Below are 25,090 nucleotides of genomic sequence, written 5' to 3'. Positions count from 1 at the left end.
GCAACTACTCCTTCAGAACAGATTCAATATAAATTGATGGATCCATGATTTGTTCAGCTACTTGTAACGAATATTGGAAAATAGGCTCAGCAGCAATACCTAAAATGATTGTTAGTGCTACGAGAGGCGCAATTGGTAATAAAAGTTTACCGATAGGCAGCTTTGCTCGTTCATTTGTATGTTTTTGTTTTCCCCAAAAAGCATAACTAAATATCTTCATCATAGAGAAAAGGGTTAGTAAACCGACTAGTAAAGCAACACCGGAAATAATATATTGTTCTTCCTGAAAACCAGCTAAAATAATCGGGAACTTACTGAAAAAACCACTGAAAGGCGGAATACCAGCAAGTGAAATAGCACTAATAAAAAACAACCAAGATAATACAGGGTGCGTTTTAAGCAGCCCACCCATTTTCTTCAAATCCGTTGTACCAGTAACTCGCTCAGCAGCTCCTGCAAATAAGAAGAGAGCGGTTTTCACAATCATATGATGTACAATATAATAAATTGCACCGGCAACTGCTAGAGGGGTGAAGATTCCAAGTCCCATTACCATATAGCCAACCTGGCTAATGATATGATAAGAAAGTATTCGTTTGAAATCGAATTGAGAAACTGCACCTAACACTCCAAACAACATTGTAAATCCAGCAATTGTAACTATAACAGCTTTATGTGTATAGCTCGGTTCGTGGTAGAAAACCAATGTGAATACACGAATAATAGCATAAATACCAACCTTTGTTAGCAAGCCTCCAAACAGGGCAGCGATAGCAGCAGGTGGACCGAAGTATGATTTTGGAAGCCAGAAATAAAGTGGGAATAAGGCTCCTTTAGATGCGAATACAATAAAGAACATAATCGCAATGACATTTACCACTCCAGTTTGTTCAAGTTCAGCAATTCGTTCCGAAATATGAGCCATGTTTAGTGTGCCTGTCACAGAATATAGCCATGCAACTGCAACGACAAATAGCGCTGAGGCAAAAACATTTATAATGACATATTTAAATGACTCACGAAGCTGATATTTTGTCCCACCGTTAACAATAAGAGCGTAAGAGGACAACAGCATTACTTCAAAAAATACAAACAAGTTAAATATATCACCTGTTAAAAAAGCACCATTTACCCCAACCAGCAAGAAAAAGTAGAAAGGATAAAAGTAAAACTTCTCACGCTGTGGTGTAATGGTTTTAAATGCAAAGAATAAACAAGCTGCACTTAATAGACTGGTAAGTAAGATCATTAATGTTGCAAACATATCAGCAACCAGTACAATACCAAATGGTGCAGACCAATTTCCTGCTTCTAAAACAATAATCCCATTCTGATAGACAACAATTGCTAAATAGATTGACAGCAACAGCATCCCAACAGCAGTGAACCCACTCACCACTCGCTGAAGGCGATGGTGTTTTGGGAATATAATTAATACAGCTCCGATAATAAATGGAATAATTATCGGAAGGATAATTAAATTATTCATCAGCAGATCCCCTTAATTCTTCTAAATCATCTGTCTTATGTTCTTTATACGTCCGATAAGCCATTACTAAAAGAAACGAAGTAACTCCAAAAGCAATAACAATCGCTGTTAAGACGAGAGCTTGTGGCAATGGGTCTGTATAGGCATCGGCATCTAAATTTAATAGTGGTGGTGCACCACGCTGAAGTTCTGACATCGTGATCAGTAGTAAGTGCACACCATGAGATAACAGTAAAGTTCCTAAAATAACGCGTATGATACTTCTCGACAAGAATAAATAGACACTTACGGTAAAGATGATACCTATTACAATTGACATTAGTACTTCCATTATTTATCATCCTCCGCAATTGCTAAAATAATTGTTAAGGCAGCTCCGACTACAACGAGATACACTCCTAAATCAAATGGGAGTGCAGTCGTTAATTCTACCTCGCCAAAGATCGGAAATTGGAAATAATCAAAGAAATGTTTTAAGAACGGAAATCCAAATAACATGGATGCGACTCCCGTAAAAACAGCGAACAGCAATCCAACGCCGATCATGGTCGTGAAATTGAAAGGTATTGCCTTCTTAATTGTTTTCATATCAAAAGCTAAATATAAAACTAAAATAGCGCTTGCTGTCATTAATCCACCGATAAAACCACCACCTGGATTATTATGACCAGCCAAGAATAAGTAGAATGAAAAAGCAAAGATGATTAATGTTATGAGCCGCATAGAGACTTGTAACATCATATCATTTGGTCTCATTTGTTTCACACATCTTCACTCCCTTTTAGTCGCAATTTGATCATTGATACCACTCCAATAGCTGCAATTCCTAATACAAGGATTTCAAGCATCGTATCAAGTCCACGGAAGTCGACGAGAATAACGTTGACAATATTGTATCCACCAGCTAAAACCTTGGAATTCTCAATAAAATATGCTGCAATGGAAGTGAAATCTGTTTCACTGCCTAGAGCGAATGCACTCAGTGAAACGAGAGTTATCATAACACCTACAGCAATTGAAACAATTAAATTAATGAGTTTAAACGACGGTTTAATCTTCTCTTTACGAAGTTCAGGTAAGTGGTAGAAAACAAGCATAAACAAGATAACAGAAACTGTTTCTACTAATAACTGTGTTAATGCTAAATCAGGAGCACGGAATATCGTAAACATTAGTGCTACTAAGAAACCGGCAACACCCGCCACAATAATAGCTGTAATTCGATTATTAATAAATGGTACAGCTACAACAGAAATTACTAATAGAATCGCAACGATCCACATATAAGGATCAATTGGTGACAAGTTATCCGTATTGATTGCAAATGCATCGTAACGGAACATCGTATAACCGATGAGCAGGACGATGAACGTACACATATAAAGAAAATAATCCCGTAACATTCCTGTCATTTGTGCTCTGGTAAGTACTTGTGAACCTTTAATCAATCCATTATAGCCACTGTCATATACATGGTTAAATATATCTTGCTCATGTTGATAAAAAGCAGACTGTGACCACTTTTTCATGGTTAGGAAAAGAACGGTTCCTATAGCAATGACACCAATCGTCATCCACAGTTCTGGAATAAACCCGTGCCAATGGTAAATGTTCACATAAAATTGCTCTCCTGGCTCTAGAATACCTGGAAGAATGGCAGCCATAGCCGGTTCAATCAATGTGTAAGCAAGAATATTTGGGAATAAACCAAAAATAACTACAAGTGAACCCAGAATAATTGGACTGATCAGCATCCCAATTGGAGCCTCATGCACGTGTTTGACTGCAAGCTTTTCAGGCTGGAATTTTCCGGTGAACGTTTTAAAGAAAAGAATAGCACAATATAAAAATGTAAAGATGCTAGCAATCCACGCCAAAACAGGTAAAACTATTCCCCATGTTTCCACACTGAAAATGCCGTATTCAGTTACGTTTACCATTGCAGTAAAGAAAAGCTCTTTACTGAGAAAGCCATTAAACGGCGGTAGTCCGGCCATTGCTGCTAACCCGATTAAAGAAACAGTAGCAGTAATCGGCATGAGTGTCATTAAACCACCAAGCTTACGAATATCACGTGTACCTGTTTCGTGATCAATGATGCCTGCTGTCATAAATAAACTACCTTTAAATGTCGCATGGTTTATTAAATGGAAAACAGCAGCTAAGATTGCAGTTGTATAGAGTGCATTATCTCCATCATTAAAATAATAGGCAACAGAGCCGACTCCAAGCAGACTCATAATCATCCCTAGTTGACTTACCGTAGAGAAAGCCAAAATAGATTTTAAATCCTTTTGTCTTACCGCTGAAATTGAACCCCATATGAGTGTTGTTAATCCGACAAGTGAAATAATCCAGAACCATTCGGCAGCACCGCCAAAAATAGGTGTCATTCTGGCAACTAAATATATCCCAGCTTTAACCATCGTTGCCGAATGCAGATAAGCACTAACAGGGGTTGGGGCTTCCATTGCATCAGGTAGCCAAATATGAAATGGAAATTGTGCCGACTTGGTAAATGCGCCGAGTAGTATTAAAATCATTGCAGGTAAGAATAGTGAGCTAGTTGCAACAAGGTCAACATTTGCAATAATTTCCCGAACACTAAACGTTCCTGTCATGACATAAAGCAGTGAGAATCCACCTAGCATGGAAAGCCCGCCAAAAACGGTAATATACATAGATTTCTGTGCTCCATATGTAGATTTCTCACGATGGAACCAATAGCTAATAAGGAGAGCCGATGAAATACTTGTAATTTCCCAAAATACATAAAGGACGATCAAGTTATCTGATAAAACGACTCCTAGCATTGCGCCCATGAATAACAATAGGTAAACATAGAAGTTATTGAGTTTTTCTTTATGTTTAGATAAGTAATAGATAGAATATAAAACTACAAGTGTACCTATTCCTGATATTAGTAATGCAAATAATAAGCTAAGCCCGTCTATGTATAAATCAAAGCTGATTCCAAGTGAAGGAACCCAAGGTACAGAGCGTAGAACAACGTCCCCATTCGCTGTTACAGGTAAAAAGGATAGAAAGTAAATAAATAAAACGAGCGGTAATATTAATACAAACCAGCCCGTATGTATCCTGCGTACATATTTGTACATGAACGGGATGAGAATGGCTAATAAAAATGGGGAAATCGTAGCCCAATGTAAAGCTGTCAAATAAAATTCCTCCTTTATTTAGAAATTGAACAACCGTTCTAAGTAGAATGAAATAAGGTCCAGATTTTTATATTTACTTAACAAATGTCGGATGAATTTTGACCCTTTTTACAGTATAACCTAATTTTAAGTGAGTTGCATGTCTTACAATGCGTCAATTTTCAGCATCTTACAGTTCCTTTTAAATAGGAAGAGATTTTAACAGAGGGTTAATAGTTTGGAAAATAAAAAATGGCCAGAACCCTTACATGAATAGGGTTGTGGCCTTTTATTTCTTATATTATGCTTTGTTAACCTGAACGTTTAATTTTTTGTGTTAGACATCTTTTGTGAATTTCTTCTTCAAATAGCGATAAAAAGTCAGGGCTTAAATTTAATTCACATGCTGTATAATAGGATTCTAATAGTAAATCATCTGATAAATTTTCCATAATACAGCCCTCCTAAAATTTAGAATTTGCTTGCTGAATCTATTAATAATTTAACATGATTATACAGTAAGAACAAGGCGCAAGTTATCTACATCAACCTGTAGATAACTTGTGTATAAGGATTTGTGAATGCTTGATGTTGCTAATATGAGAACAACAAATATTGTTGATAAAGTTATCCACAATTAGAAAATTGTATGAATTTGTCGAACGATTCTTTCGGATTTTAGCGATAAACAACGAATGCAAAGCAGGAAAACTTCATATAAATAATAGTTACACTTAAATGTGCAAACTAAACTGCTTGCGCTTTGAATGTCTGTTCAAAAGGGGGAGATTTTTTGAACAACTGCTTTAAATCTCTAGTAAGTTATTATACGATTAGGGTATAATGTGGTATTGGATAAAAAATGAACTGATTTGCAGTTATATTGAGGTGTAATGGATGTTATCGAATTTTTTGCCTAACGAACATGTAAAAAGCGTGTTCGACATACAACCAGAAATTCTGAAGCGAAAAGGTATCAAAGGGATTATTACGGACTTAGATAATACACTTGTAGCTTGGGATGTAAAAAATGCTACTCCTGAAATTATTCAGTGGTTTAAACTGATGAAAGATCATGATATTAAAGTGACTATTATTTCAAATAATAATCAAGAACGGGTACAGGTTTTCTCGGAGCCACTTGAGACGCCCTTTGTGTATAGTGCAAGAAAACCATTAGGTCGTGCATTTAAAACAGTAGCGAAAGAGATGGGTCTGAAAAGAGAGGAAATTGTAGTAGTCGGGGATCAAATCCTGACAGATGTGCTCGGAGGAAATTTCGCTGGATTCTATACGATTCTTGTTGTTCCTATCGTTCAAACAGATGGAAAAATTACAAGGATTAACCGAAAAATCGAGCGGAGAATTCTAAATTACATGCGCAGAAAAGGAAAGATTAGCTGGGAGGAATAGATTTGGAAATTATTTATTGTCAAGGATGCGGAGCTGAAATTCAGACAACTGATCCAGAAAAGATTGGTTATACACCAGCATCCTCATTAAATAAAGAAATGGTATTATGTAAGAGATGCTTTCGTTTAAAGCATTACAATGAAATACAGGATGTTGCAATCACGGATGATGATTTTCTAAAAATGGTCAGCACGATTAGAGATGCAAATGGTCTTGTTGTTCATATGATCGATATTTTCGATGTTAATGGAAGCTTAATTAAAAGCCTCCCAAGAATAACAGGCGATAATCCAATTATATTGGTAGGGAATAAAGTGGATCTGTTGCCCAAATCAACGAACCAGAACAAGCTTACTCAGTGGCTGCGTTCAGAAGCGAAAGAAATAGGAATAAAAGTGAAAGATGTTTTCTTAATCTCTTCTGCAAAAGGATCAGGAATTGAAGAGCTCTCGCAGCAAATCGATGCCTATCGTGAAAATAAGAATGTTTATATTGTTGGAACTACCAATGTTGGGAAGTCTACTTTTATTAATCGTTTAATTAAACAATCAAGCGGATATACTGACGTCATTACAACTTCCTATTTCCCGGGAACCACATTAGGTTTTATCGAAATACCGCTGGATGATAGCAGCGCATTGATTGATACACCAGGGATTGTCAACAAACAGCAATTAACTCACTATTTATCGGATGAAGATTTGAAAATCGTTACGCCAAAAAAAGAAATAAAAGCCAGAATATATCAGCTTAATCATGGACAAACACTCTATTTTGGAGGGTTGGCTCGAATTGATTTTATTAAAGGAGATCGGCAGTCTTTTGTTTGCTATTTCTCAAACGAGCTTCCGATTCACCGGACCAAACTAGAAAATGCAGATGAATTGTATAAAAACCATGTAGGAGAATTATTATCACCGCCGAATCAGACCACGTTAGAGCAGTTACCAAAACTTACCGAGAGTACGTTTAAATTGAACGGGGAGAAAACGGATATTGTTTTTCCAGGGCTTGGCTGGGTAAGTATTTCAGGTAGTGACACGACAGTAGCTGCGCATAGTCCGAAAGGCGTTTCCGTTACAATTCGCAAGTCATTGTTGTAATCAAGGGGAGGGAGAATGATGGATTATCGCTTAAAGCTGATTGGTTATCCGATACAGCATTCCTTGTCTCCATGGATACATAATAAATTCCTGGAGCGGACACATCTAAAAGGAACTTATACGTTGCATGAGATTAGTCCTGATGCATCATTTGACGAAAATGTACTAACCTTAAAAAAAGAAAAAGTAGATGGTTTTAATGTTACAGTGCCATATAAAGAAGAGATCATTCCATATTTGAATATGCTTGATGATACAGCGAAGCAAATGGGGGCTGTAAATACGGTTGTATATCGAGAGGGAAAATGGATTGGCTATAATACAGATGGAATCGGATATCTGCGATCATTAGAAAGCAAATATCCTACCTTTTTTCAGAACAAATCAAAACGTATTTTGTTGATTGGTGCTGGTGGAGCAGCAAGAGGAATATACTATGCACTGGATAGAGCTGGGTTTGATTGTATTGATATCGCAAACCGAACGAAGGCAAGTGCAGAAGAAATAGCAAAGCTCGCCACCCTATCAAGTAATACGAAAGTTGTATCTTTAAAAGAGGCTGAAGAGGGAATAGGAAATTATGATTTAATTATCCAAACAACGTCCGTAGGAATGAAACCGAATGTTGATACTTCCATTCTTTCATTTAGCCAGGTGAAAGAAAATGCAATTGCCAGTGATATTGTTTATCAGCCGCTACAAACAAAATTTCTCAAAGAAGCAGAAAAGAATGGCGCTGCTATACACTATGGGCATACTATGCTATTGTACCAAGCACAATATGCTTTCGAAATTTGGACAAACCAAAAGGTACCTATGGATGATTTGGATTTACAACTACAAACTATTTTGGAAGGAAGATAATTTTTATGTTAACAGGTAAACAAAAACGTTTTTTACGAGCTGAAGCGCACCATCTGAAGCCAATATTTCAGGTTGGAAAAATTGGTGTTAATGATAATATGATTGAACAAATAGGAGAAGCATTAGAAAAAAGAGAATTGCTTAAAGTAAGTGTGCTACAAAATTGTATGGAAGATAAGGACGCTGTTGCTGAGCAGATTGCTGATGGGACGGATGCTCATATTGTTCAAATCATCGGAAATCAAATTGTGCTTTATAAAGAGTCAAAGGAAAATAAACAACTAAGATTACCATAAGATCCAAGTGTTCGGTTTACTAACATTTGTCAAGAATGAACGGTAGAGGAGTTTGACATGGAACGGATTGGAATATTGGGTGGAACATTCGACCCCCCGCATTTAGGTCATTTATTGATTGCTGAGGAAGTAAGGTTAGCGATGGACCTTCAGGAAATCTGGTTTATCCCTACTTATACACCTCCGCATAAAACAGCATCCAAGACAAGTGCACAGGATCGTATTCAAATGCTGCACTTAGCGACGAAGAGCAATCCTCACTTTAAAGTGAATACAATTGAAATAGAACGTACAGGTAAATCATATACTGTAGATACAATGAAAGAATTGCAAAAGTTGCACCCTGAAAAAGAGTTTTACTTTATTATTGGCGCAGATATGGTTGAATACTTACCGAATTGGCATAAAGTAGATGAATTATTTTCACTTGTACGCTTTGTGGGGGTGAAGCGATCGGGATATCAGCTTGTTACAGAATATCCGATTACGGAAATCGATATTCCAATGATTGATATCTCATCATCGATGTTGAGAAATTGGTTGCGTAGGAAGCGGTCGGTTCATTACATTGTACCAGAACCTGTCATTTCCTACATTAAGGAGAAAGATTTGTATGAATATAACAGAAGCAACTGAAAAAGTAAAACCCCATTTAACAGTGAAAAGGTTTGAGCATACGCAGCGTGTTGCAGAGACTGCTGTTAAGCTTGCTCATCTCTATGAAGCGTCACCAAAGAAGGCAGAGCTTGCTGCTATTCTTCATGATTATGCAAAATACCGTTCACTTGACGAGATGGAGCGCTGGATAAGGAAATCCACTCTTCCAAAAGATCTTCTCGATTATCATCATGAACTATGGCATGGACCAGTTGGGGCTATTTTGATAGAGAGGGAATTCGGTATTGTGGATAAGGAAATTCAAAGTGCTGTTCAGTACCATACGACGGGTAAGGCTGGGATGAGCAAACTTGACAAGATTATTTTTCTTGCGGATTATATCGAGCCGGGCAGATCTTTTCCGGGAATAGACAAAGTTAGAGGTATTGCTGAGCAGGATTTAACACAGGCGTGTTGGATGGCATCCAAAAATACAATAACCTATTTAATGTCTAAAAACGTAACCGTTTATCCAGATAGTTTTCATGCGTATAATGATTTAACAAGACAAATTACTGGAGGTAGTTCCTTATATGAAAAATAAAGAAATTATCGATTTAATTGCTGAAGCTTGCGATGATAAACGAGCTGAAGATATTATTGCTTTAGATATGAATCAAGTATCATTAGTCGCGGATTATTTCTTAATCTGTCATGGTAACAATGAAAGACAGGTGCAGGCAATAGCACGTGGAATCAAAGATGTGATGGATGAAAATGGAATTCATGTTAAGCGAATTGAAGGATTTGAATCCGCACGCTGGATTCTTGTCGATGTTGGAGACATTGTTTGTCATATTTTTCACAAGGATGAACGGAATTATTATAATTTAGAACGTCTATGGGGAGATGCTTCTCGCGTAGCCTTACAACTTGGTCAGGAAGGCTAATCATGGCATATCAGCAAATGGCTTCCTTGTATGATCAATTAATGGTAAACGCTCCTTATGATGCGTGGGTTTCTTTCACAGAAGAAATGATAAAGCAAACTGGAAAAGAAGCTGAAAGGATAGCTGACCTTGGATGTGGTACTGGAGAAATTGCAACAAGATTAGCAGAACGTGGCTATCATATAACTGGTGTAGATTATTCGACAGAAATGCTTACGCATGCAGCACATAAAGCAGAGGAAAAAAATCTTTCTATACAATGGATACATCAGGATTTAACGAAACTTACTGGTTTATTCGAGTATGATGTAGCTATCAGTTATTGTGATGTTATGAATTATATAACAGAACCAATGGATTTGCAGAAATCCTTCCATAATATAGCGAAGTGCTTAAAGGAAGGTGGGCTTTTCATTTTTGATGTTCACTCCTTGTCTCATGTAGAGAAAAATTATATGAATCAAACATTTGCTGAGGTAACTGATGAGGCTTCTTATATTTGGTTTTGTTCAGCTGGAGATGATCCTGGTGAGATGTTTCATGATTTGACATTCTTTGCTTTAGAAGAAGAAACATATAAACGTTTTGATGAATTTCATCATCAAAAAACGTATCCGGTAACATTTTATAAAAAAATATTAAAAGAGTCAGGCTTTGAAAACATTAAATTGTTTGCTGATTTTTCAACAAAAGTGAATAATGTGGATGAAAATTCAGAGCGAATTTTCTTTTTAGCTGAAAAAAGGTCAGGATAATTGAGATTCCTGATCTTTTTTTATTAGCAGGATTTTATAAAATGATGAAGAATATATCTATAACTACAGGAATTATCTTCTGTAGAAACGCCTCCTACTAACTATTATAGAATGGATGTGAAAAGGGTTGTTAAACCTTCTTAAAAAATCCTCGTTTTTCATTGCCTTAACGATTTTAGTTGTTTTATTCCTCATTTTCACTCGTGATGCGACCGAAGAACAAGAAACGATTCTAGATTTACAAGCTGTTTCATCCACAGAAGATCCATTTGATAAACAAGCAGAAGCAATTCAAGACTCAAATACAGCTGCAGTTGTTGATATTAAAGGTGCAATTGCAAAACCAGGGGTTTATGAAGTATCACCAGATGCAAGGGTGAATGATGTTATTTTAACAGCAGGAGGTTTTACTTCTGATGCTGACCAAAGTCAAATTAACCTCGCGCAAAAAGTGCAGGATGAAATGATTATTATTGTGCCTAAAATTGGGGATGAGATTGAGAGTGGAGCAGGTTCTGTTGAAAGTAATGGAAAGATTAAAGTAAATATGGCCACGCAGGAGGAAATCGAACAGCTTCCAGGAATTGGTCCAGCCAAGGCACAAGCAATTATTCAACACCGAGAGGAGCATGGTTTATTCAATTCGATTGAAGATTTGCTAAACGTTTCAGGAATTGGTCAAAAAACATTGGAGAACATGCAGGACACCATACAAATTCCGTAAAATGAAACTTTAAATAAAGTTGTTTTTTCTTTCCAGCTGATTGCCAGCACTACAAGGGAAACCAGCAGGCTTTGTTCAGAATCCGAAATTCATGGGAGTTTCCCCTCACCTTTTTGTCTTTTGGTTTACTTATTCTACAGATATGGGGTTTATAGCCGGTTAATCTATGATTTTGATAATTGACGAAAATTCACTTTGGAATGTACACTAGGGGGAGAATACGCAAAGGGGAATACATATGGAAAGAATTTCATGGGATCAATATTTTATGGCACAAAGTCACTTGCTTGCGCTTCGTAGTACTTGTACAAGACTAATGGTGGGAGCAACAATTGTCCGCGACAAGCGGATAATAGCAGGTGGCTATAATGGAAGTGTATCTGGCGGTGTTCATTGTATTGATGATGGTTGTTATGTTATTGATGGTCATTGTGTACGAACTGTTCATGCAGAGGCAAATGCACTCTTGCAATGTGCAAAATTTGGTGTTGCAACAGATAATGCAGACATTTATGTAACGCATTTTCCATGTCTACAATGTACAAAGCAGTTAATTCAAAGTGGTATCCGAACGGTTTATTATGCGGAGGACTATCACAATCATGAATATGCCATTCAATTATTTAAAGAGGCAGGCGTTCAAACGAAAAAAGTAGAACTTGATTATCTTGCTGTAGATACAAACTATCAGGAAAAAGCAGAGCTGATGAAAAATGTGCTGGATAAACTAGATACAGTAGCAGGAAATGATAAGGAAGCACATGTACTTCGAGAACAAGCTGAAAAACTGTTTTTAAAATAGCTTAATCAAATGCAGAAAAAAAGCTTAACTCACCTATTCAGGTTAGATAGGTGAGAAGCTCTCTGCCTAAAGAACAATTTCATAAACGGAAATAGGTGAATTTTCAATTGAAAGGATATTGGCATTTTGCTGCGCTCGCAGTAGGTGCAGCGATTGTTAGAATTTATTTCGCTAATGATTGGATAATTATTGTTTTCTTACTTTGGATATCGTACTTATACTTTTATGGAAGATTAAAGAAAGTTCCGATTTTCATTTCATTAATCATGTTCTTCTTTTTTTCACTTTATATCCCTCCACCGACTAGTCAATCCTCCACAGCATTATCAAGTGAGACTGCGCATTATATTGGTGAAATTGTATCCCCTGTCCAGTTAACACAAGACAAGCTGGAATTTGTCCTAGAAGAGCAACATTCAAAACAAAACATCCTCATTCTTTATTTTCCTGATAATAATAAACAAACGGCCGAGATTGAACCCGTCCTAGATAGCTTCAAGTATGGCGCAAGTTGTGTGGTAAGTGGCAGTGTGGAACTTCCGAATAAAAGCAGAAACCCCGCCCAGTTTGACTATCGAGAATATTTATTGAAAAGCGGCATAACCTACCAGCTTATACTAGAAGATTTAACACACGTAGAATGTGGCGGCTCTAAGTTTCTTGAACGTTTTTATATGCTGCGCGAACAGCTGCTAACTCATGTAGAAAGTCGGTTTAGTGCATATACTGCTTCATGGTTAACTGCTATTGTGTTTGGTGATGATTCAAAGATGGATTCGGAAACAGAGGATATTTTTCAACGTTGGAGTCTATCGCATATTATCGCTATTTCTGGCTCCAATATCGGTTTAATTGTTGCGTTGTTTTATTTTTTACTTGTAAAGCTAAATCTGCTTACACAAGAAAAAGCGCAATGGCTTATGGTTTTCTTTTTACCTGTTTATGCTCTGTTAGCAGGTGGTGATCCTTCTGTATGGAGGGCATCGATCATGGTGGTGCTGTTCATTCTGCTAAATAAATTTAGCTTTCGTTTTAGTTATACAGATATATTGAGCATTGTGTTTATTTTACTCATATTTCTTGATAATACCATTATGTATCATGTAGGATTTCAATTATCTTTCCTCGTAACGTTTGCCATTCTTTTATCGAAGAATTGGGTTGGTGGAACGAAATCTCCCTTCTGGCAATTACTACAAATTAGCTTCGTCTCCCAAATGGTTATTATTCCAATTCAATTTAATTACTTTTCTATTTTCCAACCTTTATCCATTATACTTAATTTAATTGTGATTCCTTATTTTACCGTTTTTGTTATTCCGTTGATGTATATACTTGTTCCGTTAAGCTTTTTGCCGAATGTATTTATCAATTTATTGGATTCATTATTTTTTCTTATTCATCAAATGATTATTGCTTTTATTGATTTAATCGATTCTGTTCTTTACTATCCATTTTTAACCTCAGGATTTCCGTTTATCGCGATAATTATTTATTTTGGGTTGTTCCTTTTGTTTATGCATGATTTGGAACGAGGGATGTTGATTAAAGCCTTTCGTTCAGGCTTGTTAATGACGTTGTTGATAATGGGTATCGTTGCTAGACCGTACTTTTCCTCGGAGGGAACCGTAACAATGTTCGATATAGGCCAAGGAGACGCGTTTTTAATTGAACTGCCATATCGGAAAGGCGTCATCATGATTGATGCTGGTTCTCGATTTTCTTTTGAAGATATGAATCCTACAGATAGTGTTTATCAGCAGATATTACGACCCTACTTTTATTCTCGCGGTATTAGAGAGCTCGATTCACTTATACTTACACACGAGGATACGGACCATATAGGGAGCGCTGAATTTATTTTCAAAGAAATGGAAGTTGAACAATTAATTGTAAGTAGATATTTTGATTTATCTGTGTTGCAAAAATGGTCGCAGATACGAAAGAAACCGGAATTGGTTCTAGTGAAGGGTGGAGATATAATTACGGTTTCCGATCAACAATTACATGTGCTTGCCCCAGAACAAGATCGTGCATCATCAAATGAAAATTCCATTGTAGTATTTACCGAATTTGGTGGAGTACGCTGGTTATTTACAGGTGATATTACAAAAACGGAAGAAAGCGTGTTAATACAAAACTATCCTAATTTGTCGGTGGATGTATTAAAGGTTGCACATCATGGGAGCAGTACATCTACAGATCAAGACTTTATTGAAACGACTGATCCAAGATTTGCTCTCATTCCTGTTGGGGTAGATAATTCCTACGGGCATCCGACACCAGAGGTTTTAGAAACACTTGAAAAGTTTGATGTGGAAATATTACGAACCGATCAACATGGCGCGGTACAATTTAAGTACGATGATGGAGGAACATTTTTCCCGTTTTTACATAAACTACGTGGAGAAGACAAATGAAATGAACAAAGAGACTGTGGGATACAGTCTCTTTCAACAAATTTTAGGTAAAAGGTAACGATTACATGTACAGCCTGCTATTATCCGAAGAAACTAATTGCCGCTCCGACCGCAAAGATTAAGAAAAAGAAAACGAATGAAAAAACAAATCCTAGAGCGGAGTCAACTACATCATTTCCTTTATACTGCACATCTTTCTCAAATTCATTCACAATATACCCCTCCTATGTCATCAACATTAGTATAAATTAAATGATAAAAAAAATCTACTTAATGCTAAAAAGGTGTTTTTAAAATTATTCATCACCATATTTAGTAAGACTTAACATCTATACTTTTGCTGTGTCAGTATAAGCTAATGACAAGTGAAAATATCGTCTGCTGTACAGTTTCTAGAGCTGAATATCAGGCGTTTATATAGATGCATTTAGAGGTGCTTTCGATATGAAGGCATCTCTATTCAAACAAAAGTTCTTGCCATTCCATCTGTTCCGATTTACCATTATAACTATATTAAGTTGGAGTGGATTATAGATGTCTTATATAGAAGTAGTCAAGCAATTAAAGAAAAACCAAATTTCCTCTGTTTATCTTGCGTATGGTGTAGAGTCGTTTTTCTTGCAAAATTTAAAACAGGAATTAACTAAACGTGTCTTGAATGGAGAAGAGGAGAATCTGTCGTTATACGATCTTGAAGAAACGCCGATTCAAGAAGTTGTTGCCGATGCAGAAACCTACCCGTTTTTTGGAGAAAAAAAACTAGTCATTGCCACCAACCCTGAATTTTTAAAGGCCAAGCCCGGTAAATTACCATTTGAGCATAGACTGGAATCTCTAGAGCGTTATCTAAGTGAACCAGCATCGTATTCTGTGCTTGTGCTTATGGCGCCGTATGAGAAAATCGACGAACGGAAAAAAATCAGTAAGCAATTGAAAAAGCATGCAACGATCGCAGTTTGCAACGAAGTGAAAGAGCAAGAGTTAACACAGTGGATTAATACTTTAGCAAACCAACTACAAATAACAATTGATCGAGATGCATACGAAATTTTCGAAACTGAATTGTCTACAAATCTTCATTTGCTGGAAAATGAATTATCGAAGTTAGCTCTATATGTTGGAGAGGGTGGTGTAATTACCAAAGAAGTCGCTGAGAACCTAGTCTCACACACCTCAAGCAGCTCATCATTACGACTGGTAGATGCTGTTATGGAGCGGAATTTACATAAGGCAATTGCTATATTTAAGGATTTAGAAAAAATGAAAGAAGAACCAATTGCCTTGATTGGTCTGCTTGCTTTTCAATTTCGAACTATACTGCGCGTCAAGCTATTGAAGCAGAAAGGTTATGGACAATCCCAAATACAAAAAAGCATCGGTGCCCATCCATACGTCGTAAAAATTGCTTTAAGCAGAGAAAGACAATTTTCTACTCAAAAACTTCAGGATGTTATCCGGAAATTGGCAGATACAGATGCAGTAATGAAGCAAGGTAAAATGGAAAAGGACCTCGCTTTTGAACTTCTGCTTTATGATCTAATTCAAACGGCTTCGTAGTGCAAAAAAGGAAAGTTCTTGAATAGCAGTGTGTAGAGGTGGACGTGGCTGTTTCGGCAGCAAAATCAACAGCATTCATATTTAATCTTTCTGAGCCACTAAAAAAACGATCCATGAAGGATCGTTTTTTACGTTTTATAGGCTGTTTACTTTTTTAGTAAGACGGGATTTTTGACGATCTCCAGCATTTTTGTGGATAAGTCCTTTTTGAACAGCTTTGTCAATACGTTTTACAGTATTTTTTAATGCAGCTTTTGCGTTTTCCACGTCATTTGCCTCAACTAAATTTTCTACACGACGGATTTCAGAACGCATTTCTGTTTTTTGTGGTCCGTTATTCGCACGTTTTTTATTGTTAACCGTTACACGTTTGATTGCAGATTTAATATTAGCCATTTAATTCACCTCCTAAAAATGAACGAAATTCTAAGCGTTTCGTAATAATGTTCAATAATCCTATCAAAGTCAATCATTACATTCGTTTAACTTTCAATGTGGACAAAGAGTATTTTACCAAAGGAACAGGATGTTTTCAATAAAATTGTTAGAACATGGAACATTTCGTATGTTTTTTTGTCAATGGTTCATTCTATTACTGATAAGTATTGTAAGTATTGAATGAAGGGAAGACAAGCTAATGGCTGATGAAAATAAGGTGTTCCAGGTACGGACAGATTTAGCGGTTGAAGCTAGGGATATGTATACAGAGACAGTGGAAAAAGAAAGTGAGTTAAAAGGTGTTACGTTTAAAGAAAGACACGAGGCCGATATAAAAATTTCTTACGTTGATATTGATGAAACAGGAGCAAAATTGCTTGGGAAAAAACCAGGAAATTATGTAACGATTTATGCTGATGGTGTTAAAAAACAGGATACAGCTAGACAAGAAGCTGCTGCCAAAGTACTTGCGAAGGAAATTGAGCAACTGCTTGTTCGCAATAATATACCGACAGATGCCACTGGATTAATTGTTGGTCTTGGAAATTGGAATGTTACACCAGATGCTTTAGGACCAATGGCTGTTGAAAAAATACTTGTTACAAGTCATTTATTTAAACTTCAGCAGGAGACAGTAGCTGAAGGGTATCGTGAAGTCGCAGCTGTAACCCCCGGAGTAATGGGAGTTACAGGTATTGAAACAAGTGATATTATTTTTGGGATTACGGATAAGTATCAACCTGATTTTGTTATTGCAATTGATGCGCTTGCTTCCAGATCAATTGAGCGGGTGAATGAAACCATACAGCTTTCCGATACTGGAATTCATCCTGGATCAGGTGTTGGAAATAAAAGAAAGGAAATAAGCAAGGAAACATTGGGTGTACCGGTTTTAGCAATTGGTGTACCAACGGTTGTTGATGCTGTAACAATTACTAGTGATACAATCGATTTTCTATTAAAACACTTTGGACGTGAATGGAATGAGAAAGATAATCCGTCTAAATCTCTAGCACCGGCGGGAATGGCATTCGGCGGGAAGAAGTTAACAGAAGCTGATTTGCCGAATGATGAGCAGCGTCAAACCGTTTTGGGGATGGTTGGTGGACTTTCTGAAGATGAGAAACGAAAGCTTATTTCAGAGGTATTAACACCTATAGGGCATAATTTGATGGTTACGCCAAAAGAAGTTGATGGGTTTATGATTGACATGGCGAATGTCATTGCTAATGGTTTAAATGCTGCCCTTCATGAAAATGTGAACGTCGATAATTTTGCTTCATACAGTCGATGAATTAAAAAGGAGGCCGATTACTCTATTAATTGGCTCTATTTTTTAGAAACATGGTTCTACCTTCCACATTTAACTCATAGATTTAAAACAAGAGTTAACTGTCAGGAAGGTGGGATCATGTATTTTTATGAAAAACAATCACCTAAATCGAAATGGGCATAGTATATATAGGAAAAGTGGTCTTTATCTTATTAGTATCCTTATCCTATTTATCAGTATAGGAATTTTAACAACTGTACAGCCGGCATACCGTTTCTCATCCAGTCTATTAACAGAATGGACAAGAGATATTGATGGTTTTGTATTTTATAACTTGCTAAGTATGGAAAATCGAGCTTTTAAAAAAGCGTTTCCGGAGGATCGCCAACTACCTAAGCTTTCAAGTGTGCTCTTTCAAGTTGCAACGAATTTAAAGCCAGATGATCCAAGAAGTTTATTGGGAAATGAAATTCCTGGATTTTCTATCTATGATAGGCAAATATTAATTGCTGGTGAAGGAACAAACTATACAAACCTGCCTTTTGAATCGTCACCGCCTCTTGAAGAAGTTTTGAGAGACCGTGAGGCTTTAATCGATGAACCGAATGAGGAGAAGGATCAAAAAGAAGAGGATAAAGAAGGTAGTGAAAATAAAACCCCAACAACAGATGGTAGAAAAGTGGTTTATATTTATAACACACATACACGTGAATCATTCTTACCACATTTACCAGACGTTACAGATCCAGATCTCGCTTTCCATGGTGAGGTGAATATTACAAAGGTAAGTGACCACCTCGCCATAGCTCTTGAGGCAAAAGGAATTGGGGCTGAGGTAGAAGATACGGATATTGACAAAGTACTTAATGATAAAGGTATGAAGCGCTCGCAAGCTTATGATGCCTCTCGAGAATTTGTAGAAGAGGCAATAGCAATGAATGATGAAATCCAATTTGTATTTGATTTGCACCGGGACTCAGCTCGTAAAGATGTGACAACAAAAGTGATAAATGGTGAATCGTATGCCAGAATTATGTTTGTTGTTGGAATGGAGCACCCTGAACATGAGAAAAACATAAAAATAGCTTCTGAGTTACATGACTTGATTGAAGAAAAGTATCCAGGCATAAGCAGGGGTGTTGTCCAGAAAGAAGGTTCAGGTGTTGACGGCATTTATAATCAAGATCTCTCAGATAATGCGGTTCTAATTGAATTTGGCGGTGTTGACAATAATTTAGATGAATTATACCGAGCGGCAGATGCAGTTGCAGATGTATTTAGTGATTATTATTGGGATGCAGAAGCAGTACAAGCAAATCCATAGGAGGTACGATCAATGCGATTTATTTTAATTCTACTTTTACTCGCAGTTTTCTTTCTATCAGGGATAGTATATGGGATGAACAAAGAAGCACCCCAAACAGCAGAGGAAGACGACGCTGTTGTTGAAGTAATAGAAGATACAGAGGAGCAAGGATCTACTGCTGAAACAGTTACGATACCAGTAAGTCAACCGATGGCTGATGCGGGCAAGGACACTGCTGTGCAATATACTCAAAATGCCGCATCTATATTAGGGGCTGGGGTTAAAGGCTTTTTTGAACTATTAATGCAAGTGTTATATCAAACTGCTCAATTATTTTTCTAGGTTATAAAGATTAAGTGATGATATCGGTGGTTTATCAAAACGTATTGGAAATCATCCAAAGGGATGTAATCGTACTGCATCTCATTCAGATTAATATAAATCTGGCCGTTTATGCGTTTGTTCTTGAATATAACAGCCTCTATTGCTATAATCAACCTAGTATTTATTGGCTTTTATTTTGAAACTTTCACCCGGATAGTGGATTGAAAGTATTGTAGGAGTGAGCAACACGAATGGTGAAAAAACAACGAAAAGTACGTAATTTTTCGATTATAGCTCATATTGACCATGGGAAATCAACTTTAGCAGATCGAATTTTAGAAAATACACAAACTGTTACAAAACGTGAAATGAAGGAACAGCTACTGGATGGAATGGATTTAGAACGTGAACGTGGGATTACTATTAAGCTTAATGCTGTTCAATTGTCATATACGAGCAAAAGTGGAGAGGAATTTATCTTTCATTTAATTGATACGCCTGGACATGTCGATTTTACATATGAGGTTTCCAGAAGTCTCGCTGCTTGTGAGGGAGCTATCCTTATCGTGGACGCCGCGCAGGGGATCGAGGCTCAGACCTTAGCTAATGTTTATTTGGCATTGGAAAATGAATTAGAGATAATTCCTGTCATTAATAAGATTGATTTGCCAAGTGCAGATCCAGAACGTGTTAAAAAGGAATTAGAAGATGTGCTTGGTATTGATGGCGATGAAGTAATTCTTGCTTCAGCAAAAGCAAATATTGGAATTGAAGATATATTAGAAAGAATTACAGAAGTTGTACCAGAGCCCGCTGGTGACTCAGAAGCACCATTAAAAGCATTGATATTCGATTCTTTATATGATTCCTATCGTGGGGCTATTTCCTATGTATGTGTTAAAGAAGGAACGATTAAAGTCGGAGATAAAATTCAAATGATGTCATCTGAAAAACAGTTTGAAGTAAACGAAGTTGGTGTATTTACCCCAAAAGCACTTGCTAAGAATGAACTAACTGTCGGAGATGTAGGCTATATAACAGCATCGATAAAAAACGTTGGAGATACACAGGTAGGAGATACAATAACACTTGCGAATAGACCAGCTGATGAAGCACTACCGGGTTATCGAAAGTTAAATCCTATGGTGTTCTGTGGGCTATATCCAGTTGACTCAAATGACTATAACGATTTACGAGAAGCATTAGAGAGATTGGAATTGAATGATTCTTCCTTGCAATATGAACCGGAAACCTCTCAGGCACTAGGATTTGGTTTCCGTTGCGGTTTCCTTGGCTTGTTGCATATGGAAATTATTCAGGAACGAATTGAAAGAGAATTTAATATTAATCTCATAACAACTGCACCAAGTGTTATTTTTGAAGTAGAAAAGACGAATGGTGAAGTTACAACGGTCGATAACCCATCCAAAATGCCTGATCCACAAGTGATCCAGGAAATTCGGGAACCGTATGTAAAAGCGACCATAATGGTACCGAATGATTATGTTGGTGCAGTAATGGAAATTGCTCAGAAGAAACGTGGGCAGTTTATTGATATGCAGTATTTAGACGATATTCGTGTGAATGTTATTTATCATATCCCGCTTTCTGAAATCGTTTATGATTTCTTCGATCAGTTAAAATCGCATACAAAGGGATATGCTTCATTTGATTATGAACTAATTGGCTATCAGCCTTCCCAGCTTGTGAAAATGGATATTCTGCTTAACGGTGATACAATTGATGCATTATCATTTATCGTCCATCGTGATTTCTCTTATGATCGTGGAAAACAAATCGTCGATAAAATGAAAGAGCTAATACCGAGGCAGCAGTTTGAGGTTCCTGTCCAAGCAGCAATTGGAAATAAAATTGTTGCACGTTCGACGATTAAAGCGGTACGTAAGGATGTAACAGCCAAGTTATATGGTGGAGATATTTCACGTAAACGTAAATTACTTGAGAAACAAAAAGAAGGTAAGAAACGAATGAAGATGGTTGGATCTGTGGAAGTGCCGCAAGAAGCATTCATGGCTGTACTTCAAATGGGCGACGATTAATTAATTAATAGAATTGTGTCTTATGGGAGAACTTGAACACAGCTTTTCTGTGGGATGGTTTTCCTTTTTGACTTTTTCGTTTACGGGAGTTGAACAATTTATGGAATCCATACAATCGGTTTATATTCATATTCCATTTTGCAGACAAATTTGTCATTACTGTGATTTTGTAAAGTTTTTCTATAATGAGGAACTAGCTACAGAATACCTAGAGGCTTTATTTCAAGAAATAGATACTGTTTTGCCAGGCGACAAGCACAAGATGAGAACAATGTACATCGGTGGTGGTACACCAACAGCCTTGACGATGAAACAATTACACACTTTATTTCGATTTTTAAATAAAAAATTTGATTTTTCAAGTTTTGAAGAGGTTTCGATTGAAATAAATCCAGGCGATATTGATGCGGATAAAACCAAATTATTAAAGGACTATGGTATCACTCGAATATCATTTGGTGTACAAGTAATGGATGATAGGATGCTTGAACAGCTTGGTCGTGTGCATCGTGTGAAGGATGTTTATGATACAGTGCATCTACTGAAGCAGCGTGATTTTGCAAATGTGAGCCTTGATTTGATATATGCTCTACCAAATCAAACGGTTGAGCAATTCCAAGCTTCGTTGGATGAAGCCCTTTCTTTTGGGCTGCCACATTATTCCACGTATGCTTTGCAAATTGAACCAAAAACTATTTTTTATCAAAAGCATAAAAAAGGACAGCTCCATCGTCCGCCGGAAGACGATGAGGTAATGATGTATGAAATATTAAAGCGTACGATGAAATCGAAGGGTATTCATCAATATGAGGTAAGCAACTTTTCTTTGCCGGGATTTGAAAGCAAACATAATCTAACCTACTGGAATAACGATTATTATTACGGTTTTGGTGCTGGGGCACATGGTTATTTACCTGGAAAACGAGTTACAAACATTCGCCCACTGCCAGCTTATGTAAAAAAAGCATTTGCAGATGGAAAACCAATATTGCAAGTAGATAAGGTTAGCATAAAAGAAAGAATTGAAGAAGAAATGTTTCTAGGACTTCGAAAAATAAACGGAATTGACAAGAAACATTTTCAAGAGCGGTTTGGAATCGAAATAGAACGGTTATATAAAAAAGAGCTTGAAAATCTACTGAATAATGGTTTGATTTACGAGGATGTTCAATCGATTCGGTTAACAGAACAAGGGATGCTTCTTGGCAATCGCGTCTTTGAAAAATTCCTGCTGGACAGAGATCCTACAATAGAAACAATCTCCTAAGAGAGGTTTTTCAAAAAAAACGGTGAAAATGACAAAAATCGAAATCAGTAGACCTTCGACTGAGTATCGACACGCCCTTTGTCGAATGTCGAAGTCACACATCCTGTGCAAGTCCGTTCCGCACGTATTAACTGCATACGTTCTGCTCTTTGGAAAAGAAAATCACTTTTTCCTGCGTGCAAGATCGTCTGCTCAAAGCTACACTGCCTCGAACTGCGACGCACAGGACGTGCTAGTGTCGGCATCGCAACAAGGCTTTTCTAGGGGCGAGTAATCGCAGCCCCATGACATTGCGACTTTAGACGACCTCGGTCTTTTTCATCCTACTTTTTGAACACGCATTAAGACGTTCTAATTGACAAAAAAATAGTCATTTGATAATTTTATAGTAGTATTAGCACTCGGGTACATAGAGTGCTAACAGGAGTGATCATCATGCTAACAGAGAGGCAACTTACAATTTTACAAGTCATAATTGATGATTTCATTGATTCAGCGCATCCAATCGGGTCACGAGCACTTTCTAAAAAAGAAAACCTTCCATATAGTGCAGCAACGATTAGAAATGAGATGGCTGATTTAGAAGAACTGGGTTTCTTGGAAAAAACTCATACATCTTCCGGGAGAGTTCCATCAGAGAAAGGCTACCGTTATTATGTAGACCATTTGATTGGTCCGATTATAAGTCCGAGCCCAAATGAAGTAACGATTATTAAAAATATTATCGACGATGGCTTTTTTGAATTTGAACAAATCGTGCAAATGTCTGCAGAGGTTCTATCGAAGCTTACGAGCTATACATCGATTATTCTCGGTCCAGAAATGTTTGAAACGAAACTGAAACAAATCCAAATTCTTCCGCTTTCAGCGCATACCGCTGTAGCTATTCTGGTTACAAATACAGGACATGTGGAGCACCGTTCATTTTCAATACCTGAAAAGGTCCGTGCTTCGGATCTAGAGAAAATGGTAAATATAATGAATGATAGCCTTAAGGGAGTGCCGATTGTTCAATTGCAAGAGAAATTAGCAACAGAGGTTGCTCAACTGATGAAGATGTATATTGATGATTTTGATACATCGTTTGACTATTTGAAATCTGTTTTCTTGAGTGAACATCCTGTCAAACTATATATTGGAGGTAAATCCAATATATTGATGCAACCTGAATTCAACGATGTTGATAAAATTCGCTCATTCTTTAACATGATGGAAAAAGAAGACGAGATAGCTAATTTACTCAAAAACACGAAAAGTGGTATTGAAGTAACGATTGGTAATGAGAACGAAGTAGAAGCAATTAAGGACTTAAGTTTGATAACTGCTTCTTATCACATGGAAGGGGACCATATGGGAACTATTGCATTACTTGGTCCTACGAGAATGGAGTATAGAAAAGTCATCACTCTACTAAGAGGCTTATCAAATGAAATGACAGACGCATTGTACATGTGGTACAAAAATGATGATGCATAAATGAATCAATTAATTAACCTTAGGTCTTAGCATCTATGCTAGTTCAGTAACCAATATAGTTTCATTAAAATGCTATTCATGATATAGTCTTACTTGGTAAATAGGAAAGTAATACTTTTCTATTGACAATGCACAGGTGAAGTCATTTGCTGAAAGCCTTGGCGAATGTAATTTTTCTAAGAATTTTTTAATATGGAGGTGGCATTGGTGGAAGATCAAAATAAAGATACAATAACAGATGAGAGATCCATCACCAATGATGAAGTTGAAGTGATTGATTCTGCCGATCAAGAGACAACGGAATCAACCGAAACTGATTCAGCTAGCACGGAAGAGCTAAAAACAGAGAATGAAGCACTGAAAGCGGAAAAGGATGAAGTATTCAACCGATTGCTTCGCTTACAGGCTGAATATGATAATTTCAAAAAACGCTCGCAAAAAGAGAAAGAAGCAGAACGTAAGTATAAATCACAAGATTTAATCAATGAACTGCTTCCTGCTCTAGATAATTTTGAAAGAGCTCTACAAGTAGAAGTTACGGAAGCAAACGCAAGTCTTTTTGATGGAATTACGATGGTATATCGTCAATTTCAAGATGCATTAAAGTCACAAGGTGTTGAAGTGATTGAAACAGAAGGAAAAGCTTTTGATCCTACTTTACATCACGCAGTAATGCAAATCGAAGATGAAGAAATCGAATCGAATACTGTTGTAGAAGAATTACAAAAAGGATATCTGCTCAAAGATCGCGTAATCCGTCCAGCAATGGTTAAAGTGAATAAATAATCGGATAGGTAGTTTAAGGAGGATATTGTAAT

26 protein-coding genes are annotated in these 25,090 nt (G+C 36.9%); 19 read left to right on the top strand and 7 right to left on the bottom strand.

From position 1 onward, the window contains the following. Window positions 1–4: 4 nt before the first annotated feature. The 5 genes from NYE61_RS03350 to NYE61_RS03330 all read right to left on the bottom strand — a co-directional run bounded on the left by NYE61_RS03350 (window position 5) and on the right by NYE61_RS03330 (window position 5,099). The gene (locus NYE61_RS03350; protein WP_303447287.1) at window positions 5–1,489 is read right to left on the bottom strand and encodes a Na+/H+ antiporter subunit D; all 1,485 of its coding nucleotides are present in this window, start codon (window positions 1,487–1,489) and stop codon (window positions 5–7) included. Beyond that, window positions 1,482–1,820 carry a Na(+)/H(+) antiporter subunit C gene (locus NYE61_RS03345; protein WP_095307089.1) on the bottom strand — a complete coding sequence of 113 codons (339 nt, stop codon included), beginning with the start codon at window positions 1,818–1,820 and terminating at the stop codon, window positions 1,482–1,484. The genes NYE61_RS03350 and NYE61_RS03345 overlap by 8 nt, the downstream gene beginning before the upstream one ends. After that, window positions 1,820–2,254, bottom strand: coding sequence for a Na(+)/H(+) antiporter subunit B (locus tag NYE61_RS03340; RefSeq protein WP_118889116.1), 435 nt, complete (start codon window positions 2,252–2,254; stop codon window positions 1,820–1,822). Before NYE61_RS03340 ends, NYE61_RS03345 begins: the two co-directional genes overlap by 1 nt. After that, on the bottom strand, window positions 2,251–4,668 hold the full coding sequence (locus tag NYE61_RS03335; RefSeq protein WP_303447286.1) for a Na+/H+ antiporter subunit A: 2,418 nt from the start codon (window positions 4,666–4,668) through the stop codon (window positions 2,251–2,253). The genes NYE61_RS03340 and NYE61_RS03335 overlap by 4 nt, the downstream gene beginning before the upstream one ends. Window positions 4,669–4,958: 290 nt before the next feature. Continuing rightward, window positions 4,959–5,099 (bottom strand): sporulation histidine kinase inhibitor Sda, encoded by a 141-nt coding sequence (locus tag NYE61_RS03330; RefSeq protein ID WP_095307086.1) that lies wholly within the window; start codon window positions 5,097–5,099, stop codon window positions 4,959–4,961. Between the two features lie 445 nt (window positions 5,100–5,544). Between NYE61_RS03330 and NYE61_RS03325 the strand changes: the two genes are divergently transcribed. From NYE61_RS03325 to NYE61_RS03275, 11 genes are all read left to right on the top strand, one after another. Continuing rightward, a complete protein-coding gene (locus tag NYE61_RS03325; protein WP_095307085.1) occupies window positions 5,545–6,060 on the top strand; it encodes a YqeG family HAD IIIA-type phosphatase in 516 nt (171 codons plus the stop codon). A 2-nt stretch (window positions 6,061–6,062) separates the two neighbouring features. Further along, a complete protein-coding gene (yqeH, locus tag NYE61_RS03320) occupies window positions 6,063–7,163 on the top strand; it encodes a ribosome biogenesis GTPase YqeH (RefSeq protein WP_095307084.1) in 1,101 nt (366 codons plus the stop codon). 18 nt (window positions 7,164–7,181) lie between these two features. Further along, window positions 7,182–8,027, top strand: coding sequence for a shikimate dehydrogenase (aroE, locus tag NYE61_RS03315; protein WP_095307083.1), 846 nt, complete (start codon window positions 7,182–7,184; stop codon window positions 8,025–8,027). A gap of 5 nt (window positions 8,028–8,032) precedes the next feature. Beyond that, window positions 8,033–8,323: a ribosome assembly RNA-binding protein YhbY gene (gene yhbY / locus NYE61_RS03310; RefSeq protein WP_303447284.1), complete on the top strand. Its 291-nt coding sequence runs from the start codon at window positions 8,033–8,035 to the stop codon at window positions 8,321–8,323. A 57-nt stretch (window positions 8,324–8,380) separates the two neighbouring features. After that, the gene (locus NYE61_RS03305) at window positions 8,381–8,959 is read left to right on the top strand and encodes a nicotinate-nucleotide adenylyltransferase (RefSeq protein ID WP_303447283.1); all 579 of its coding nucleotides are present in this window, start codon (window positions 8,381–8,383) and stop codon (window positions 8,957–8,959) included. Further along, entirely contained in the window at window positions 8,937–9,524 is a 588-nt protein-coding gene (gene yqeK, locus NYE61_RS03300; RefSeq protein ID WP_303447282.1) for a bis(5'-nucleosyl)-tetraphosphatase (symmetrical) YqeK, read from the top strand. The genes NYE61_RS03305 and yqeK overlap by 23 nt, the downstream gene beginning before the upstream one ends. Continuing rightward, window positions 9,514–9,870: a ribosome silencing factor gene (gene rsfS / locus NYE61_RS03295; protein ID WP_303447281.1), complete on the top strand. Its 357-nt coding sequence runs from the start codon at window positions 9,514–9,516 to the stop codon at window positions 9,868–9,870. Before yqeK ends, rsfS begins: the two co-directional genes overlap by 11 nt. Before the next feature lie 2 nt (window positions 9,871–9,872). Next, window positions 9,873–10,625, top strand: coding sequence for a class I SAM-dependent methyltransferase (locus NYE61_RS03290; protein ID WP_303447279.1), 753 nt, complete (start codon window positions 9,873–9,875; stop codon window positions 10,623–10,625). A 127-nt stretch (window positions 10,626–10,752) separates the two neighbouring features. Then, window positions 10,753–11,349 carry a helix-hairpin-helix domain-containing protein gene (locus NYE61_RS03285; RefSeq protein ID WP_303447276.1) on the top strand — a complete coding sequence of 199 codons (597 nt, stop codon included), beginning with the start codon at window positions 10,753–10,755 and terminating at the stop codon, window positions 11,347–11,349. Window positions 11,350–11,587: 238 nt separating this feature from the next. After that, a complete protein-coding gene (locus tag NYE61_RS03280) occupies window positions 11,588–12,151 on the top strand; it encodes a ComE operon protein 2 (protein ID WP_095307075.1) in 564 nt (187 codons plus the stop codon). A 107-nt stretch (window positions 12,152–12,258) separates the two neighbouring features. Next, window positions 12,259–14,571 (top strand): DNA internalization-related competence protein ComEC/Rec2, encoded by a 2,313-nt coding sequence (locus tag NYE61_RS03275; RefSeq protein ID WP_339316840.1) that lies wholly within the window; start codon window positions 12,259–12,261, stop codon window positions 14,569–14,571. 80 nt (window positions 14,572–14,651) lie between these two features. On the opposite strand, the gene NYE61_RS03270 is transcribed toward NYE61_RS03275, so the two are convergent. After that, window positions 14,652–14,783 (bottom strand): YqzM family protein, encoded by a 132-nt coding sequence (locus NYE61_RS03270; protein ID WP_095307072.1) that lies wholly within the window; start codon window positions 14,781–14,783, stop codon window positions 14,652–14,654. Between the two features lie 322 nt (window positions 14,784–15,105). Between NYE61_RS03270 and holA the strand changes: the two genes are divergently transcribed. Continuing rightward, a complete protein-coding gene (gene holA / locus NYE61_RS03265) occupies window positions 15,106–16,128 on the top strand; it encodes a DNA polymerase III subunit delta (RefSeq protein WP_251659033.1) in 1,023 nt (340 codons plus the stop codon). 135 nt (window positions 16,129–16,263) lie between these two features. Here holA and rpsT read toward each other — a convergent pair whose 3' ends face one another. Further along, complete coding sequence (gene rpsT, locus NYE61_RS03260) at window positions 16,264–16,524, bottom strand: 30S ribosomal protein S20 (RefSeq protein ID WP_095307068.1); 261 nt, start codon at window positions 16,522–16,524, stop codon at window positions 16,264–16,266. A gap of 241 nt (window positions 16,525–16,765) precedes the next feature. On the opposite strand from rpsT, the gene gpr reads away from it, so the two are divergent. From gpr to grpE, 7 genes are all read left to right on the top strand, one after another. Continuing rightward, window positions 16,766–17,860, top strand: coding sequence for a GPR endopeptidase (gene gpr / locus NYE61_RS03255; protein WP_095307066.1), 1,095 nt, complete (start codon window positions 16,766–16,768; stop codon window positions 17,858–17,860). 127 nt (window positions 17,861–17,987) lie between these two features. After that, window positions 17,988–19,163 (top strand): stage II sporulation protein P, encoded by a 1,176-nt coding sequence (locus NYE61_RS03250; RefSeq protein ID WP_303447270.1) that lies wholly within the window; start codon window positions 17,988–17,990, stop codon window positions 19,161–19,163. A 12-nt stretch (window positions 19,164–19,175) separates the two neighbouring features. Beyond that, the gene (locus NYE61_RS03245) at window positions 19,176–19,487 is read left to right on the top strand and encodes a hypothetical protein (RefSeq protein WP_303447269.1); all 312 of its coding nucleotides are present in this window, start codon (window positions 19,176–19,178) and stop codon (window positions 19,485–19,487) included. A gap of 233 nt (window positions 19,488–19,720) precedes the next feature. Beyond that, window positions 19,721–21,529: a translation elongation factor 4 gene (lepA, locus tag NYE61_RS03240; RefSeq protein WP_303447268.1), complete on the top strand. Its 1,809-nt coding sequence runs from the start codon at window positions 19,721–19,723 to the stop codon at window positions 21,527–21,529. Window positions 21,530–21,629: 100 nt separating this feature from the next. Then, complete coding sequence (gene hemW / locus NYE61_RS03235; RefSeq protein WP_118889120.1) at window positions 21,630–22,796, top strand: radical SAM family heme chaperone HemW; 1,167 nt, start codon at window positions 21,630–21,632, stop codon at window positions 22,794–22,796. 435 nt (window positions 22,797–23,231) lie between these two features. After that, entirely contained in the window at window positions 23,232–24,272 is a 1,041-nt protein-coding gene (gene hrcA / locus NYE61_RS03230) for a heat-inducible transcriptional repressor HrcA (RefSeq protein ID WP_095307057.1), read from the top strand. Window positions 24,273–24,479: 207 nt separating this feature from the next. Further along, window positions 24,480–25,058 (top strand): nucleotide exchange factor GrpE, encoded by a 579-nt coding sequence (gene grpE / locus NYE61_RS03225; RefSeq protein ID WP_251659031.1) that lies wholly within the window; start codon window positions 24,480–24,482, stop codon window positions 25,056–25,058. The last annotated feature ends 32 nt before the right edge of the window (window positions 25,059–25,090 follow it).

This window comes from Oceanobacillus sp. FSL W7-1304, from assembly GCF_037969805.1.
Lineage (GTDB): Bacteria > Bacillota > Bacilli > Bacillales > Amphibacillaceae > Oceanobacillus > Oceanobacillus profundus.
The sequence above is the reverse complement of the archived record's forward strand: the minus strand, read 5'-3'. Positions and strand labels throughout refer to the sequence as shown.

Coding starts and splice junctions, on each gene's coding strand:
- holA (WP_251659033.1), top strand. CDS start 15,106: ATGTCTTATATAGAAGTAGTCAAGCAATTAAAGAAAAACCAAATTTCC.
- NYE61_RS03250 (WP_303447270.1), top strand. CDS start 17,988: ATGAAAAACAATCACCTAAATCGAAATGGGCATAGTATATATAGGAAA.
- NYE61_RS03280 (WP_095307075.1), top strand. CDS start 11,588: ATGGAAAGAATTTCATGGGATCAATATTTTATGGCACAAAGTCACTTG.
- hemW (WP_118889120.1), top strand. CDS start 21,630: ATGGAATCCATACAATCGGTTTATATTCATATTCCATTTTGCAGACAA.
- rpsT (WP_095307068.1), bottom strand. CDS start 16,524: ATGGCTAATATTAAATCTGCAATCAAACGTGTAACGGTTAACAATAAA.
- aroE (WP_095307083.1), top strand. CDS start 7,182: ATGGATTATCGCTTAAAGCTGATTGGTTATCCGATACAGCATTCCTTG.
- lepA (WP_303447268.1), top strand. CDS start 19,721: ATGGTGAAAAAACAACGAAAAGTACGTAATTTTTCGATTATAGCTCAT.
- NYE61_RS03325 (WP_095307085.1), top strand. CDS start 5,545: ATGTTATCGAATTTTTTGCCTAACGAACATGTAAAAAGCGTGTTCGAC.
- yhbY (WP_303447284.1), top strand. CDS start 8,033: ATGTTAACAGGTAAACAAAAACGTTTTTTACGAGCTGAAGCGCACCAT.
- NYE61_RS03305 (WP_303447283.1), top strand. CDS start 8,381: ATGGAACGGATTGGAATATTGGGTGGAACATTCGACCCCCCGCATTTA.
- NYE61_RS03350 (WP_303447287.1), bottom strand. CDS start 1,489: ATGAATAATTTAATTATCCTTCCGATAATTATTCCATTTATTATCGGA.
- hrcA (WP_095307057.1), top strand. CDS start 23,232: ATGCTAACAGAGAGGCAACTTACAATTTTACAAGTCATAATTGATGAT.
- rsfS (WP_303447281.1), top strand. CDS start 9,514: ATGAAAAATAAAGAAATTATCGATTTAATTGCTGAAGCTTGCGATGAT.
- NYE61_RS03345 (WP_095307089.1), bottom strand. CDS start 1,820: ATGGAAGTACTAATGTCAATTGTAATAGGTATCATCTTTACCGTAAGT.
- NYE61_RS03245 (WP_303447269.1), top strand. CDS start 19,176: ATGCGATTTATTTTAATTCTACTTTTACTCGCAGTTTTCTTTCTATCA.
- NYE61_RS03290 (WP_303447279.1), top strand. CDS start 9,873: ATGGCATATCAGCAAATGGCTTCCTTGTATGATCAATTAATGGTAAAC.
- NYE61_RS03330 (WP_095307086.1), bottom strand. CDS start 5,099: ATGGAAAATTTATCAGATGATTTACTATTAGAATCCTATTATACAGCA.
- yqeK (WP_303447282.1), top strand. CDS start 8,937: ATGAATATAACAGAAGCAACTGAAAAAGTAAAACCCCATTTAACAGTG.
- gpr (WP_095307066.1), top strand. CDS start 16,766: ATGGCTGATGAAAATAAGGTGTTCCAGGTACGGACAGATTTAGCGGTT.